The organism is Qipengyuania sp. SM2507, assembly GCF_053714505.1.
Genome location: NZ_CM132307.1, coordinates 1611092 through 1625303 on the forward strand (window position 1 = coordinate 1611092; position 14212 = coordinate 1625303).

At 66.7% G+C, this 14212-nt stretch carries 15 protein-coding genes; 6 read left to right on the plus strand and 9 right to left on the minus strand.

Translation table 11 applies throughout. The annotated features are described in order from the left end of the window. Nucleotides 1-11 precede the first annotated feature (11 nt). Nucleotides 12-1592 (minus strand): M56 family metallopeptidase, encoded by a 1581-nt coding sequence (locus ACWIKC_RS07830; protein ID WP_454596954.1) that lies wholly within the window; start codon nucleotides 1590-1592, stop codon nucleotides 12-14. After that, a complete protein-coding gene (locus tag ACWIKC_RS07835) occupies nucleotides 1589-1972 on the minus strand; it encodes a BlaI/MecI/CopY family transcriptional regulator (RefSeq protein WP_454596955.1) in 384 nt (127 codons plus the stop codon). The genes ACWIKC_RS07830 and ACWIKC_RS07835 overlap by 4 nt, the downstream gene beginning before the upstream one ends. Nucleotides 1973-2154: 182 nt before the next feature. Here ACWIKC_RS07835 and ACWIKC_RS07840 point away from each other — a divergent pair, with 182 nt between their 5' ends. After that, complete coding sequence (locus ACWIKC_RS07840; RefSeq protein ID WP_454596956.1) at nucleotides 2155-2412, plus strand: type II toxin-antitoxin system ParD family antitoxin; 258 nt, start codon at nucleotides 2155-2157, stop codon at nucleotides 2410-2412. Next, nucleotides 2409-2705: a type II toxin-antitoxin system RelE/ParE family toxin gene (locus ACWIKC_RS07845; protein WP_454596957.1), complete on the plus strand. Its 297-nt coding sequence runs from the start codon at nucleotides 2409-2411 to the stop codon at nucleotides 2703-2705. The genes ACWIKC_RS07840 and ACWIKC_RS07845 overlap by 4 nt, the downstream gene beginning before the upstream one ends. Nucleotides 2706-2777: 72 nt before the next feature. On the opposite strand, the gene sdhA is transcribed toward ACWIKC_RS07845, so the two are convergent. The 3 genes from sdhA to sdhC are packed head-to-tail and all read right to left on the minus strand — an operon-like array spanning nucleotide 2778 to nucleotide 5430. Further along, on the minus strand, nucleotides 2778-4619 hold the full coding sequence (gene sdhA / locus ACWIKC_RS07850; protein WP_454596958.1) for a succinate dehydrogenase flavoprotein subunit: 1842 nt from the start codon (nucleotides 4617-4619) through the stop codon (nucleotides 2778-2780). Then, nucleotides 4619-5035, minus strand: a complete 417-nt coding sequence (gene sdhD, locus ACWIKC_RS07855) for a succinate dehydrogenase, hydrophobic membrane anchor protein (protein ID WP_454596959.1) — start codon at nucleotides 5033-5035, stop codon at nucleotides 4619-4621. The genes sdhA and sdhD overlap by 1 nt, the downstream gene beginning before the upstream one ends. Nucleotides 5036-5049: 14 nt before the next feature. Further along, nucleotides 5050-5430, minus strand: a complete 381-nt coding sequence (gene sdhC, locus ACWIKC_RS07860; RefSeq protein WP_454596960.1) for a succinate dehydrogenase, cytochrome b556 subunit — start codon at nucleotides 5428-5430, stop codon at nucleotides 5050-5052. 108 nt (nucleotides 5431-5538) lie between these two features. On the opposite strand from sdhC, the gene ACWIKC_RS07865 reads away from it, so the two are divergent. Genes ACWIKC_RS07865 through ACWIKC_RS07880 form a run of 4 tightly spaced genes read left to right on the plus strand, consistent with a single transcriptional unit; the run spans nucleotide 5539 to nucleotide 8631 of the window. Then, nucleotides 5539-6264, plus strand: coding sequence for an SDR family NAD(P)-dependent oxidoreductase (locus tag ACWIKC_RS07865; RefSeq protein ID WP_454596961.1), 726 nt, complete (start codon nucleotides 5539-5541; stop codon nucleotides 6262-6264). 19 nt (nucleotides 6265-6283) lie between these two features. Then, nucleotides 6284-7189, plus strand: coding sequence for a 50S ribosomal protein L11 methyltransferase (locus ACWIKC_RS07870; protein WP_454596962.1), 906 nt, complete (start codon nucleotides 6284-6286; stop codon nucleotides 7187-7189). After that, entirely contained in the window at nucleotides 7162-7899 is a 738-nt protein-coding gene (locus ACWIKC_RS07875) for a DUF2459 domain-containing protein (protein WP_454596963.1), read from the plus strand. The genes ACWIKC_RS07870 and ACWIKC_RS07875 overlap by 28 nt, the downstream gene beginning before the upstream one ends. A 60-nt stretch (nucleotides 7900-7959) precedes the next feature. Continuing rightward, a complete protein-coding gene (locus ACWIKC_RS07880) occupies nucleotides 7960-8631 on the plus strand; it encodes an SDR family oxidoreductase (RefSeq protein WP_454596964.1) in 672 nt (223 codons plus the stop codon). A 33-nt stretch (nucleotides 8632-8664) separates the two neighbouring features. On the opposite strand, the gene ACWIKC_RS07885 is transcribed toward ACWIKC_RS07880, so the two are convergent. Genes ACWIKC_RS07885 through recN form a run of 4 tightly spaced genes read right to left on the minus strand, consistent with a single transcriptional unit; the run spans nucleotide 8665 to nucleotide 13980 of the window. Then, the gene (locus ACWIKC_RS07885) at nucleotides 8665-9915 is read right to left on the minus strand and encodes a serine hydrolase (RefSeq protein ID WP_454596965.1); all 1251 of its coding nucleotides are present in this window, start codon (nucleotides 9913-9915) and stop codon (nucleotides 8665-8667) included. After that, the gene (ligA, locus tag ACWIKC_RS07890; RefSeq protein ID WP_454596966.1) at nucleotides 9885-11993 is read right to left on the minus strand and encodes an NAD-dependent DNA ligase LigA; all 2109 of its coding nucleotides are present in this window, start codon (nucleotides 11991-11993) and stop codon (nucleotides 9885-9887) included. The genes ACWIKC_RS07885 and ligA overlap by 31 nt, the downstream gene beginning before the upstream one ends. Beyond that, nucleotides 11990-12316 carry a hypothetical protein gene (locus tag ACWIKC_RS07895; protein WP_454596967.1) on the minus strand — a complete coding sequence of 109 codons (327 nt, stop codon included), beginning with the start codon at nucleotides 12314-12316 and terminating at the stop codon, nucleotides 11990-11992. The genes ligA and ACWIKC_RS07895 overlap by 4 nt, the downstream gene beginning before the upstream one ends. Beyond that, nucleotides 12316-13980: a DNA repair protein RecN gene (gene recN / locus ACWIKC_RS07900; protein WP_454596968.1), complete on the minus strand. Its 1665-nt coding sequence runs from the start codon at nucleotides 13978-13980 to the stop codon at nucleotides 12316-12318. The genes ACWIKC_RS07895 and recN overlap by 1 nt, the downstream gene beginning before the upstream one ends. Nucleotides 13981-14212 lie beyond the last annotated feature (232 nt).

Below are 14212 nucleotides of genomic sequence, written 5' to 3' on the forward strand. Positions count from 1 at the left end.
GGGCAGCCTGATCAGCCCTCTGACCGGATCTCGGCCAGCGCCTCGTCGAGCGAGCGCAGCGCTTCGGCGCGTTCGGCCTCCGAAAGGTTGCGATCGCTGCGGATCGTCCGCCGCGCGCTGTCGATCGCCGCGCGGGCGGTTTCCAGCGCCGCCGCCTCGCAGACGAACAGCGCCTCGCGGCCCGCCCCGGTGGTGCCGCTGCGGACGATCTCGGTCTGGCCCTGCTGGCAGGTCATCACGACCTCGGGCGCTGCGGCCCGCCCCTGGCTCACCGCCAGCCTGATTTCGCGCCGCAATTCGCCGCCCTCGGCGAGATCCCTGCGCAATTGGGCCATGTCGGCGCGCAGTTCCGCGCGTTCCTGCGCAGTCATTCCGTGTTCTCTCGTCCGCAGCACGTGGCGCTCCGCAGCTTCGAGCCCGGCCTCGGCGGCATCCAGCTCGCGCTCGACCCGCGTTTCCACTTCGCGCTCGATGGTAAGATCAATGTTTAACTCCGGCTCGACCGGCGGGGCGGGTGGTGCCGGCGGCGCGGGCGTTGCCGGAGGAGCATTCGGGGCCGGGGGTGCGGTGGGCGCTTGCGGGGCTGTCGGGACGGCGGGCGCCTCGGGAGAGATCGTCTCGGCATAGCTGATCGAGGCAGTCAGCGGCAGCGCCAGCGCAGCACCAGCTAGCAGCGCGCGCCCGGCAAAGCGGCGGCGAGGGGAAATATCGGCCATGGTCAGGCTCCTCAGTCGGTGGATGATCGATTTGTCGCCCAGCACCGCGCAGGCCATCGGCGCGGCCAAAGCCAGCCGCGGCGCAGCGCCAGCGGTGGTGGCGAAACCGGCGATGATATCGGCATAGGCGGCGCGTTCGTCGCGGCTGCGCACGGCGACGACGCGCGCGTCGCAGGCGGCCTCCTGATCGCGCCGCAGCGCGGTCCAGCCCGCCCAGCCGAGCGGGTTGAACCAGTGCAGCGCGAACAGCGGCTGGACGACCACATTGGCGAGCAGATCGTGCCCGCGGTGATGCGCGAGTTCATGCGCGATGGCGAGGTCGCGGGTCCGGCGGTCGCGCTGCGCCATGAAGCCCTGGGGTAGCGCGACGACCTTGTCGAACACGCCGAACGCCACCGGTCCTCGGGTCGCGGGGGTTTCGACCAGGCGCACGCGACCGACCTCGCCCACGGGCTTGGCTCCCTCGAGCAACTCGCGGCGCATGGCGAAATAGAGCGCGAAGCGGCGGGCCAGAAAAATTCCGGATCCGGCCAGCCACAGGACCAGCAAGGGGGTCAGCCAATCGACGGGCGGCACCGATGCAGCGGCAGGCAGCGGCGAGACCTGCGCGATCTCCCCCGCCTGCGCGAGCGAATTCATCGCCAGCATGGGAGCTGGTTCGGACGTCGCCGCTTCGGCGAGCGACGGCGCCGCTTCGGCGGGCTTGAGCCAGGCCGGCAGGGTGATCGGCGGGATGGCGAGCCGCAGCAGCGGCAGCGCCCACAGCGCATAGGCCGCCTGCGCGCCGAAATGCCGCGCCACCGGGCGGCGCAGCAGCAGCACCAGCGCGATCAGCGCCCCGGTCCACATGAGCGTATCGAGCAGGTACTGGGTCATTGGCGCAGTTCCTTGAGCAGGGCTTCCATCTCTTCGAGATCCTGATCGGTGAGCGCCTCGCTCTGCGCCAGCTGCGCGAACAGCGAGGAAGCGCGCCCGCCGAACAGGCGATCGACCAGCCGCTGCGATTCGCCGCCGACATAGGCCGAGCGTGCGATCAGCGGGCGATAGAGAAAACGGCGACCCTCGGGCTCGGTCGCCAGCGCGCCCTTGGCCACCAGCCGCGACAGCAGCGTCTTGACCGTGGCGATCGACCAGTCGCGGGTTGAGCATATGGCGTCGCAGACATCGGTGGCGGAGCGCGGGCTCTGGTCCCAAAGCACTTCCATCACCGCGTGTTCGGCATCGGATATGCGTTCGCCGGAAGGATCGCTGGGCATGGTTGGACTTCTCGCTGCAGCTTTGTCGATTACACCTGTAGATGATACGACTACATTTGTAAACATGGCTGTCCGATGAACGAAAGGAGTGGGATCGAGGTCATTCTTTGGCTGCGGCCCGACCACCAGATCCGCCGCAGTGGTTCTTGTCCCGATTACCAATATTTGGTAACTTTGCGCTCATGGCCACCAAGACCACCTCCGTCGCGCTGGGCGAAAAGCTCACCGCCTACACCCGCCGCAAGGTCGAATCGGGCGAATTCGGCTCGGCCAGCGAAGTGATCCGCGACGCGCTGCGCCGCGCGGAAGAGCGGGATCTGCGGATCGAACGTCTGCGCGAACTCGTCAGGGAAGGCGAAGAGAGCGGCCCGGCCGAGCCGTTCGAGCTGAACCAATTCCTGGTTGAGATGCGCGAGCGCCACGACAAAGATGCTGCGTGAATTATATTCTCAGACCGGCTGCTCGCGCTGACTTGGCCAGTATCTGGGCGTACACCGCGCAACGGTGGGCCGTCGACCAGGCTGACAATTACATTACAGGAATCACGAGTCGGATCGAAAGTGCCGCCAGAACACCCGAAATCGGAAGTCCGATGGGAGGACTACCCTCCGCATATCGGAAGGCTGCCTTTGAATCGCATCGCATCCTGTATCGTATCACGGACCGGGACATGATCGTGGTTCGCATCCTGCATGCCCGACAGGACGTTCCCGAAACCTTTGCGGACGATTGACGGTAAAGGTTAAGCGACGTCGCCGGCGAGGTCGCATGGTCCCTCCGAAAGAAGCGGAAGGCCCTGGGCCTCTCAGTATACCCGTGTCTTCGGCTCGATATATTTCACATCGTCGGTCAGCGTGTATTCGTGCACCGGACGATAGCCGATCGAGACATTGCCGCCCTTGCCGCCCCAGCCGTCGAAGGTCGCGATGGTGTGCTTCATCCAGTTGGCGTCGTCGCGATCGGGGAAATCCTCATGCGCATGCGCGCCGCGGCTTTCCTTGCGGTTGGCGGCGCTGGCGATGGTGACATTGGCCTGCGCCATCAGATTGTCGAGCTCGAGCGTTTCGATCAGGTCGCTGTTCCAGATCATCGAGCGGTCGGTGACCTTGATGTCCTGCATCCGCTTGTTGACCTGCGCGAGCGCCTCCACGCCCTGCGCCAGCAGCTCGGTGTTGCGGAACACGGCAGCGTGCTTCTGCATGCCCTTCTGCATTTCCGCACGCACCTCGGCGGTCGGCGAACCGCCATTGGCATGGCGGAAATGGTCGAGCCTCGTCAGCGCCAGATCGGCGCTGTCGGCGGGCAGTTCGTCATGGCTGGCATTGGCCTTGATCAACTCGTTCAACCGGTGACCGGTCGCGCGACCGAATACCACGAGGTCGATCAGCGAGTTCGAGCCCAGGCGGTTGGCGCCATGGACCGAAACGCAGGCCGCCTCGCCCACCGCGAATAGGCCGGGAACGATCTTCTCAGGGTCCGCCGGATCGCCCGCCATCACTTCGCCGTGATAGTTACAGGGGATGCCGCCCATGTTGTAATGCACCGTCGGGGTGACGGGCAGAGGCTGACGCGTCAGATCGACGCCGGCGAAAATCTTGCCGCTCTCGGTAATCCCCGGCAGCCGCTCAGCGAGAATCGCGGGGTCGATGTGGTCGAGATGGAGGTAGATGTGGTCCCCCTCCGCGCCGACACCGCGCCCTTCGCGCATTTCCAGCGCCATCGAACGGCTGACGACATCGCGGCTGGCGAGATCCTTGGCAGAGGGGGCATAGCGCTCCATGAAGCGCTCGCCCTCCGAATTGGTCAGATAGCCGCCCTCGCCGCGCGCGCCTTCGGTGATCAGCACGCCCGCGCCGTAAATGCCGGTGGGGTGGAACTGGACGAACTCCATGTCCTGCAGCGGGAGGCCCGCGCGCAGCACCATGCCGCCGCCATCGCCGGTACAGGTGTGCGCACTGGTGGCGGTGAAGTAGCAGCGGCCGTAGCCGCCGGTCGCAAGCACGACCGAGTGAGAACGGAAACGGTGGATCGTGCCGTCGTCGAGACACATCGCGATTACCCCGACGCAGATCTTGCCCGAGGGCGTGTCCTTCATGATCAGGTCGAGCGCGAAATATTCGATGAAGAAGTCCGCGGCGTATTTCAGGCTCTGCTGATAGAGCGCGTGCAGCATCGCGTGACCGGTGCGGTCTGCCGCGGCGCAGGTGCGCTGCACCGGCGGGCCGGCGCCCATGTTCTGCATATGGCCGCCGAAGGGCCGCTGGTAGATGGTGCCGTCCTGGTTGCGGCTGAAGGGCACGCCTGCGTGCTCGAGCTCGTAGACCGCCTGCGGCGCTTCGCGCACCATATATTCGATCGCGTCCTGGTCGCCGAGCCAGTCGGAGCCTTTGACCGTGTCGTACATATGCCACGACCAGTGGTCGGGGGTGTTGTTGCCGAGGCTGGCGGCGATGCCGCCCTGCGCCGCGACGGTGTGCGACCGGGTGGGGAACACCTTGGAGATATTGGCGGTCTTGAGCCCGGCCTCGGCCGCGCCCATGGTCGCGCGCAGGCCCGAACCGCCGGCGCCCACGACGACGACGTCATAGGTGTGCTCGATGATCGGATAGGCGCGGTCGCCGATGGTGAAGGTATCGGTGCTGGCCATCAGGCAGCTCCTGCAAAAGCGAGACGGGCGATGCAGACCAGCGTGAATACACCGCCCCCGATCGCGACGAAATTGAGCAGCGCCAGCGCGGCGAACTTGTTGCCCGAGGTGTGGACGTAATCCTCGATAACGACCTGCAGCCCGAGGCGCGCGTGCCAGAACACGCTGATCACCAGCAGCGCCAGCGCGGTGGCAACCAGCGGCTGCGAAACCCAGCCTGCCATCGCGGCGTAATCATAGGCCGGGAGCAGCGCCATGCTGACCACCAGGAAGGTCATCAGCACCAGATTGCCGATCGCGGTCAGGCGCTGGACCAGCCAGTGATGCGCGCCGTGATGCGCGGAGCCCAGCCCGCGGACCCGGCCAATGGCCGTGGTCTTGCTGCCGTAGCGTTCGAATGTGGTGTGTTTGCCCATGGTCGATGAATCTTTCACTTAAGGAACACCACCGCCCAGAACGCGAGCGTCAGCAGAACGCCTGCCGCGATCACGACAAAGGAGCCGGTCTTGTTCCGCTCGATCTCGTAGCCAGCGCCGATATCGAGAACGAAATGGCGCAGTCCCGAGCTCAGGTGGTTGAAGAAGGCCCAGGTCAACCCGATCAGCACCAGGATCCCGATCGGGCTACCCATCACGCCGGCGAAGCTGTCGTAGGCCTCGGGTCCGGCGGCGAGCGCGCCCAGCCACCATACCAGTACCGCCAGCCCGACCGTCGCCATGCCGGAGCCAGTGACGCGGTGGAGGATCGAGACCAGCATATGCGGGCCCCATTTCCAGATCTGCAGATGCGGTGAAAGCGGGCGGTCGGCCATGATTTGTGTCCGGTCGGTGGGAATTGGAGGCTCTCCTTAGCGGACATCGCGCACGAGACAAGGCGCGTCCCCTCGACAAATGACGCAAATTTGCGAATAGGCGCTTGCATGACTTGCATCTTGCTCACCGGATCGAGCCGCGGGATCGGCGCGGCAGCCAAATCGGCGCTCGAGGCGCGCGGTGCCAAGGTCGTCGGCCAGGCGACCACCAGCACCGCGACAGACACCGTGCCTGCGGACTTTACAGAACCCTTCGCGCCGCACGAATTGTGGCAGGCGGCGCTCGCCCGCGCCGGGGGCGAGATCGACGTGCTGGTCAACAACGCCGGCCAGTTCGCCGCCAACCCGCTCGACGCTTCCGACATGCACTGGCTTGCCGCTTTCGAGGACACGATGCGGATCAACCTCACCGCCGCGGCGCAGCTCTCGCGCTTCGCGGTGCGCCACTGGCAGGAACGCGCCGCCAGGGGCGACACGCGCGGCGGTCGCATCGTCCATGTTGCCAGCCGCGCGGGCCATCGCGGCGACAGCCCGGCGCATTGGCACTACGCCGCCAGCAAGGGCGGGATGCTGGCGCTGCACAAGACCATCGCGCGTGCCTATGCTGGCGAAAACATCCTGAGCTTCGCGATCGCGCCGGGCTTCACCGATACCGCGATGGCGGGCGACTATCTCGACAGCCGCGGCGGCCCCGGCCTGCTCGCCGATATACCGCTCGGCCGCGTCGCCGAGCCCGAGGAAATCGCTGCGATGATCGCATTCTGCGCGCTCGACGCTCCCCCCAGCATGACCGGAACCACGCTCGACGCCAATGGCGCGAGCTATGTTCGGTAATAGGGCTGAGGAACTAGCCATGACAGACAGCTGGAAAATTTCGGGCGAGGTCGCGCGGTTTCGCGCGCACGAGGCACTCGAACGGCAGGCGGCGGATGACGATTGGGACCCCGAAATCGTTCTCACCGCGCATGAAATCGCAGAACCGCAGCCAGAAGAATGGATGCTCGAGGCCTGGCTCCCGCGGCGCCCTACCGCAGCGGACAAGCGCGCCATCAATGCGCTGTTCGACGGCGATCCGCCGCTCTTCAGGATCGAGAAACTCCCGCCGACCGACTGGGTCACGCAGAGCCAGCAGGGGGTCGAGCCGATCCGCGCCGGACGCTTTTATGTCCACACCCCCGATCACGCGCCCGATCCTGCCGCGATCAATCTCGCGATCCCCGCCAGCCAGGCCTTTGGCACCGGGCAGCACGCCACAACCGCGGGTTGCCTCGCCATGCTCGACCGGATGAAGCGCGAGGGGCTGGTGGTGCGCAACCATGCCGATATCGGCACCGGCACCGGGCTGCTCGCCTTTGCCGCGATGCATCTGTGGCCGATGGCCCATGCCACCGCCTCTGACATCGACCCGGTCTGTCTCGAGGTGATCCTGACCAATGCGCGCAGCAATGGCGTGCCGCTGGGCGAGGGGCCCGGCGCGCTCATCCCGGCGATCGCCGACGGAATGGAGGATCCGGTCCTGCGCTCGCGCGGGCCCTACGATCTGTTGATCGCCAATATCCTCGCCGGCCCGCTGATCGAGCTCGCGCCCGAATTCGCTGCCGCCACCGCGCCCGGCGGCCATGTGGTGCTTGCGGGCTTGCTCGAGACGCAGGAAGCCGATGTCCGCGCCGCCTATCGCCGTCAGGGGATGCGGTTGGCGCGGCGGCTGGTGAAAGGCGACTGGTCGATCCTGTGGCTGCGCAACAGCCGCATCCGCTGAAGCGCTGGCGCGTTTGGCTGGCGGGGCTCGCGCTGGCTCCGCTTTTGATCGCGACCGCGTTCCTGCTGGGCGCATGGGTTGGCGCCGCGCTGCCGCGCAATCCCGGCTGGAGCGAACCGGACACAGGCATCACCATCATGGTCGAGACCAATGGCGTCCACACCGGGATCGTCATGCCGGTGGTCACCCCGGTCAAGGACTGGCGCACCACCTTCCCCTCCGCGGGACAGCCGCGCCCCGATGGGCAGCTGCCGACGCATATCGCGATCGGCTGGGGCGAGAAGGAGGTCTTCCTCAACACCCCGACCTGGGCCGATCTCAAGCTTTCGACCGTCGTGCGGATCGTCCTTTACGGCGGTGAAGGACTGATGCGGGTGGGTCACTACGTCCGTCCGATGGCTTCCGAACACCATCGCCCGGTGACCTTGCGCCCCGAGGAATACGCGCGGCTGGTCGAACGCATCGAGGCCGCGCTCCCCGCGCTGCCGCCCGGCGCCACGCGGCGTAATCATGCCAGCTACGAACAGGGCGCGCGCAATTACGACGCCGCCGGACGCTACACGCTCACCAACACCTGCAACCAGTGGGTCGGCGACGTGCTCGCCCATGCGGGGATGACGATCGGGGTGTGGACACCGATGGCCGGCGGCGTGATGCGATGGGTCGACGAACCCGAACCGGTGACAAGCTACCGCTCCGTCCCGCTCTGAACGGAACAAGCCCCCGCCGTCGCCCATTCAGTTGAAGACAGCGAAATCGAAAGGGCAGACATGACCAAGACACTTCTCATCACCGGCGCCTCCACCGGGATCGGAGCTGCCAGCGCCCGCGCCGCCGCAGCAGCCGGCTGGAACGTCGCGTTGCTGGCACGCTCGGGCGACAAGCTCGACACGCTCGCATCCGAGATCGGCAATGCCGCTCTGGCGCTGGAATGCGACATCACCGATCGCGCCGCGCTAGACGGCGCGATCGAGAAGACGGTCGCGCGCTTCGGCGGGCTCGACGCGGTATTCGCCAATGCCGGAACGGGCGTGAGCAAGGCAGGGGTCGAGAACGGCGACCCCGATGAATGGCACAAGATGATCGAGCTCAACGTGCTCGCCGTGCTGCAGACCGCGCACGCCACTCTGCCGCATCTGCGCAAGACCGAGGGGCATTTCGTCGTCACCGGCTCGAAAGCCGGCCGCGACCATCTCAAGGGCTCGGTCTATGGAGCGACCAAGTGGTTCATCCACGGACTGGCGGGAAATCTCGCCGAGGAAATGCGCGAATGGGGTGGTCGCTGCACCGTGATTTCGCCCGGCATGGTCGACACGCCCTTCTTCGACGAAGCCAAGCCCGAAAAGCTCCAGCCCGAGGATGTCGCCGATGCGCTGGTCTTTGCGCTGACGCAGCGCAAGACATCGGCGATCCGTGAAATCCACCTGATGCCCAACGACTGAGAATGCCGGAAAGGTCGCGCCGGGGCTTCGTGGTCAAGGTTCGGTGGTCACCGCGCCGCTGATCGGCTCGCCGCCAGCGGGTGGCGGATAGGCCGCCTCGTCGTAGCGGACGACGGCGCGCACCAGTTCCTGCATCATCGCCATCCGCGCGGGCACGGGCGCTGCGGTGCGGCGGATCATGGCGACCACGGCATACTCCCTCCCCGCAGGCGAGGTGATGATCCCGATATCGTTGTAGCCCGACTGTTCGCCGCCGAACTCCTGCCCGGTCCCGGTCTTGTGCGCGATGGTCCAGTTCGGCGGCACCCCGCCCTTGAGTCGGCGTGGTCCGCTATGGGTCTGTTCGAGCGTGGCCAGCATCAATTCGGTCGAGACCGAAGACAGCAGCTCGCCGCGAGCCAGCTGGCCCAGCGCATGCGCGATCCCGATCGGCGATGCACCATCGATCGGATCGGCGAGATAAGCCTCGAAACTGCTCCGGCGGACCGCATCGGGCAAGGCGTCGCGCGCATCGTAGAAGCCCCGGCCGACCGAATAGGCCTGGTTCCAGCGCAAGCCGGCGATGCCGCTCTGCTTGGTCCGCTCGTCGGTACCGAAGCGGATGCCCGCCAGATCGGAACTCTCGATGAACTTCTGGACCGTCTCCGGGCCACCGATCCGGCGCAGGATGCGATCGTTGGCGGTGTTGTCGCTGCGGGTGAGCGCGCGATCGAGCAGATCGCCATAATCGGTGTCGAACCGCCCGCGGGTACGGACGATCTCGCGGATCGGCTGGTGGAACAGCGTCAAGTCCTCGCGCCTCAGCGTGACCGGTTCGGCGAGATCGAAGCGGCCTTCGTCGGCCTCGTTCAGGGCCGCGAGCGCAACCCAGAACTTGCTGACGCTTTGCTGCGGATAGAGTGCGTCGCCCTGCGCATGGATGATACGCCCCGTGGCAATATCCTGCACCGCCAGCCCCGCCTCGCCGGCGAAGCCCGAGGCCAGCGACGCAAGCTCTTCCTCCAGCGCGGTTTCGGACGGGTTCAAAGCGACAGGCACGATGACCGTGGCGGGTTCGGTTTCCTCATTTCTCTCGAGTATACGCGGCAGCAGGGCCACCAGCACTGCCAGCCCCAGCACGGGCAGCAGCAGCACGAGAAAGCGGACCAGCGGCGACACGCTCCACCAATGGCCCGCCTCGGCGGATTTCGCGAGGGGAAGCGATCCGGGGAGCGGTTGTCCCGGGGGCGGGGGTTTGCCGTCAATGTCTCGCATCATCCGGCCGCCGCGACGATCCTGGCCCATTCGCTTTCCTCGATCACTTCGATGCCGAGTTCCGCGGCTTTTTTCAGTTTCGACCCGGCACCCGGCCCCGCGACCACCAGATCGGTCTTGGCGCTCACCGAGCCCGATGCCTTCGCACCCAGCCGCTCGGCCTGCGCCTTGGCTTCGTCGCGGCTCATGGTTTCGAGTCTGCCAGTGAAGACCACCGTCTTACCGGTGACCGGGCTGTCCTGCGTTTCGACCTCATAGCGAGGGGGCGAAACCTCTTCGAGCAAATCGTCCCACACCGTGCGGTTGTGATCCTCGTGGAAGAAATCCGCCAGCGCGTGCCCGACCGCGATACCGATCCCGTCCGCACGCACCTCGAAGATCGCCTTCACCGCCTCGACCATACGGGTGTTGAACGGGCTTTCCTTTTCCTCGGCGCCGCGCGGGTTTTGCTCGCGATAGGCAGCGAACTCGGCAGCCTTCTCGGGCAGGCGGCGAAGATCGCCCAGCCCTTTCATCAGATCGCGCGCGGTCACCGCGCCGACGTGGCGAATACCCAGCCCGAACAGCAGCCGCGCCGCATCGGGCGTGCGCTTCGCCTCGATACTTGCCAACAGATTGTCCACAGACTTGTCCTGCCAACCCTCGAGCGCGAGGATCTCCTCGCGGCGGGTCTTCAACCGGAAGATATCGGCGGGGCTTTCGAGCCAGCCAAGCGCGAAGAACTGGTCGATGGTCTTCTCGCCCAGCCCGTCGATGTCGAGCGCAGCCCGGCTGACGAAGTGCTTGAGCCGTTCGGTGCGCTGCGCCGGGCAGATCAGCCCGCCGGTGCAGCGCACATCGACCTCGCCCTCCTCGGCCACCGCTTCGCTGCCGCATTCGGGGCAGTGGTCGGGGAAGTGATAGGGGTCGCGCCTGGCATCTGGGGTCAGGTTCTCGACCAGCTGCGGGATCACATCACCCGCGCGCTGGACCAGCACCCGGTCGCCGGGACGCACCCCGAGCCGCGCGATCTCGTCGCGATTGTGGAGCGTGACATTCGTCACCGTCACCCCGCCCACCAGCACCGGGGCGAGCCGCCCGACCGGGGTCAGCTTGCCGGTACGCCCGACCTGGATATCGATGCTCTCGAGCGTGGTTTCGGCGCGCTCGGCTGGAAACTTGTGCGCCAGCGCCCAGCGCGGTGCCTTGGCGACGAAGCCCAGCCGTTGCTGCCAGTCGAGCCGGTCGACCTTGTAGACCACCCCGTCGATTTCATAGGGCAGATCAGCGCGTTGCTCGCCGATTTTCGCATAATGCGCGAGCATCGCGTCGAGGCTCTCGACCCGCGCGAAGAGCGGCGAAAGCGGCAAGCCCCACCGCGCGATCTGCTCCATCACCGCTTGCTGTGTTTCGCCGGGCACCGCGCTCGCCGCGCCCCAGCCATGCGCCCAGAACCTGAGCGGCCGCGCCGCGGTGACGCTGGCATCCTTCTGGCGTAGCGATCCCGCGGCGGCATTGCGCGGATTGGCGAACAGCTTGGCGCCCGCCGCCTCCTGCGCCGCGTTAAGCGCGGCAAAATCCGCGCGCGCCATATAGACCTCGCCGCGAACCTCGAAGACCTCGGGGGCATCGCCCTTAAGTGTTTGCGGAATATCGCCGATATGCGCGACATTGGCCGTGACATCCTCGCCCACCTGCCCGTCGCCCCGCGTCGCCGCACGGACCAGCACGCCGTTCTCGTAGCGCAGCGAGCAGGACAATCCGTCGATCTTGTCCTCGGCGGTGATCGGGACCGGCGCGGTCTCGGGCAGCGACAGGAACCGCCGCACCCGCGCCAGCCATTCGCCCACCTCCTCGCCCGCAAACGCATTGTCGAGGCTCATCATCCGCACTTCGTGCGTCACCTTGGAGAGGAGCGAAGCGGCCACCGCATGACCGACCTGTTGCGAGGGCGAATCGGCGCGCACAAGCTGGGGAAACGCCGCCTCCAATTCGGCATTGCGCCGCACCAGCGCGTCGTATTCCTGGTCGGTAACCTCGGGCGCATCCTCGGCATGATACAGCCGGTCGTGCCGAGCGATGGCGCGCGCCAGCCGCATGAGCTCATTGGCGGCTTCTGCTTCCGTCATATCAGCCACTGCATGACCTCAGGGATGAATAGACAAGGCAGTAAAATCAGCGCTGAGTGGCTACCATATCGCGTGAGCGAACGCGTACGTACACGGTCGAGAAACCAATTTCTCAATAGCAGGTAGTTCTTCACGCCGAGGTAAACGGCAAAAATCCACCACAACGTAAAAAACGGTGCTCGTACGGGATCGTCGATGATCATTAGAAACAGCACCGCGAGTCCCAATATCCCCAATATATTCATCGCAAGTAGACCGAGCACAAAAGTGAATTGAGCGACGTCAAGCTTGAGCGATCCCGTCGACGCGGTCTTAGGTAACATCACACCCCCTCCAGGAGACGATCCGCCTGCGCCCTCGCCTCTGGGGTCACTTCCGCGCCGCTGAGCATCCGCGCGATCTCCTCCTGGCGGCCGGCCTCGTCGAGACGGGCGACGCTGGTGCGGGTGACGGTGCCATCGGAGCTCTTGGCGATCATGTAATGCGTGGTGCCGCGCGCGGCGACCTGCGGGCTGTGGGTGACCGCGAGCAATTGCCCGCCGCCCGCCAGCCGCGCCAATCGCTCGCCGATCGCGCTGGCGACCGCACCGCCGACCCCGCGGTCGATCTCGTCAAAGATCACCGTCGCCGCCCCGCCCTGCTCGGCCAGCGCCACTTTCAGCGCGAGGATGAAGCGCGACAATTCGCCGCCGCTCGCGATCTTGCCCAGCGGCGCGTGTTCGGCGCCGGGGTTGGTCGAAATCAGGAACTCCACCGCATTCATGCCGTGCGCGCCCCAGCGTTCCTCGGGCAGTTCGATCACCGAGGTGCGCAGGCTGGCGGAATCGAGCTTGAGCGGGGCAAGCTCGCCCGCGACCGCGGCATCGAGCCGCCCCGCCGCCTCGACACGCAGATCATGAAGCGCGCGCGCCTGGGTCTCGTAGCGCTCGCGGGTGCGGCGCGCGGCATCCTCGAGCGCGTCGAGTTCGGCCTCCCCGCCTTCGATCGCATCGAGCGCGGTGCGCAATTCGCGCATCGTGTCGGGGAGCTCGTCCACCTCGCAGCGATGCTTGCGCGCGATTGCGCGAAGTTCGAACAACCGGGTCTCGGCGGCATCGAGCGCGGCGGGGTCGTGGTCGAGCGCCTCGCCGGCGCGCTGCAGCCGTTCCTCGGCCTCGCCCGCCTCGATTACCGCGCGGTCGAGCGCGGCGAGCGCCTCGGCCAGCAGCGGGTGTTCCTCGGCGATCCGGTCGAGCCGCCGCGCCGCCACGCGCAACGATGCGAGCGGCGAATCCGAGCCTTCCCAGATGTGGCGCAATTCCTCGAGATCGCCCGAGAGCTTCTCGCCCTTCTGCATCGTCGCGCGGGTTTCGGCGAGCCGCGCTTCCTCGCCCGCCTGCGGTTCGAGCGCGGTGAGTTCGGAGAGGTGCGCGAGCAGCAGGTCCTGGTCGGTCTTGGCCTGCTCGAGCCGTTCGCGCGCCTCGTCGAGGCCCTGCTGCGCGCCGCGCCAGGCGGCCCAGCTCGCGGCCAGCGCGGCGGCATCCGCCCCGGCGTAGCGATCGAGCAGCAGCCGGTGGCCGCGCGGATTGACCAGCCCGCGGTCGTCGTGCTGGCCGTGCAGTTCGACCAGATGCGGCGCCAGTTCGCGCAGCAGCGCGACGCCTGCGGGCTGGTCGTTGATCCAGGCCTTGCTGCCGCCATCGGCCTTCAATTGGCGGCGGATCAGCAGCGGTTCGCCCGGTTCGAGCTCCAGCCCGGCGTCGTCCAGCGCCTCTGCCACGGGCGCGGGCAGCGCGGCAAATTCAAAAGTTGCCGTCACCGCGGCCTTGTCCGCCCCGGCGCGAACCAGCGCGCTCTCGGCGCGGTTGCCCAGCACCAGCCCCAGCGCATCGAGCAGGATCGACTTGCCCGCCCCGGTTTCACCCGTGAGGACGCCCAGCCCGCGCCCGAACTCCAGCTCGAGCGCCTCGATGAGCACGATGTTGCGGATGGAAAGCCGGGTCAGCATTACGTCCGCTTCTAGCCAATCGTCAGCGGCGCGTCACTGGCGCAAACGCGTGGCGTTCACAGGCTGGGGGTTGTTCTATTGGAAAGCGACTGCGCCGAACATGGTTGCACCGCCCGGAGCAACCGCGGCGCTTTTGCCAAGGTCGGCTTTTGGCGAGAGCCGCGTTTGCCGATCACGTTCATTCGCAGGTGGAAATCTTCCGGTCAGCTATCTTGGATCGCCAGCGACCAGA

What these genes read in the sequence shown, in the direction of transcription:
- ACWIKC_RS07830 (WP_454596954.1), bottom strand. Translation starts at nt 1,592, where the DNA reads ATGACCCAGTACCTGCTCGATACGCTCATGTGGACCGGGGCGCTGATC.
- sdhA (WP_454596958.1), bottom strand. Translation starts at nt 4,619, where the DNA reads ATGGCCAGCACCGATACCTTCACCATCGGCGACCGCGCCTATCCGATC.
- ACWIKC_RS07880 (WP_454596964.1), top strand. Translation starts at nt 7,960, where the DNA reads ATGACCAAGACACTTCTCATCACCGGCGCCTCCACCGGGATCGGAGCT.
- recN (WP_454596968.1), bottom strand. Translation starts at nt 13,980, where the DNA reads ATGCTGACCCGGCTTTCCATCCGCAACATCGTGCTCATCGAGGCGCTC.
- ACWIKC_RS07885 (WP_454596965.1), bottom strand. Translation starts at nt 9,915, where the DNA reads ATGGGCCAGGATCGTCGCGGCGGCCGGATGATGCGAGACATTGACGGC.
- ACWIKC_RS07895 (WP_454596967.1), bottom strand. Translation starts at nt 12,316, where the DNA reads ATGTTACCTAAGACCGCGTCGACGGGATCGCTCAAGCTTGACGTCGCT.
- ligA (WP_454596966.1), bottom strand. Translation starts at nt 11,993, where the DNA reads ATGACGGAAGCAGAAGCCGCCAATGAGCTCATGCGGCTGGCGCGCGCC.
- sdhD (WP_454596959.1), bottom strand. Translation starts at nt 5,035, where the DNA reads ATGGGCAAACACACCACATTCGAACGCTACGGCAGCAAGACCACGGCC.
- ACWIKC_RS07835 (WP_454596955.1), bottom strand. Translation starts at nt 1,972, where the DNA reads ATGCCCAGCGATCCTTCCGGCGAACGCATATCCGATGCCGAACACGCG.
- ACWIKC_RS07865 (WP_454596961.1), top strand. Translation starts at nt 5,539, where the DNA reads ATGACTTGCATCTTGCTCACCGGATCGAGCCGCGGGATCGGCGCGGCA.
- sdhC (WP_454596960.1), bottom strand. Translation starts at nt 5,430, where the DNA reads ATGGCCGACCGCCCGCTTTCACCGCATCTGCAGATCTGGAAATGGGGC.
- ACWIKC_RS07840 (WP_454596956.1), top strand. Translation starts at nt 2,155, where the DNA reads ATGGCCACCAAGACCACCTCCGTCGCGCTGGGCGAAAAGCTCACCGCC.
- ACWIKC_RS07870 (WP_454596962.1), top strand. Translation starts at nt 6,284, where the DNA reads ATGACAGACAGCTGGAAAATTTCGGGCGAGGTCGCGCGGTTTCGCGCG.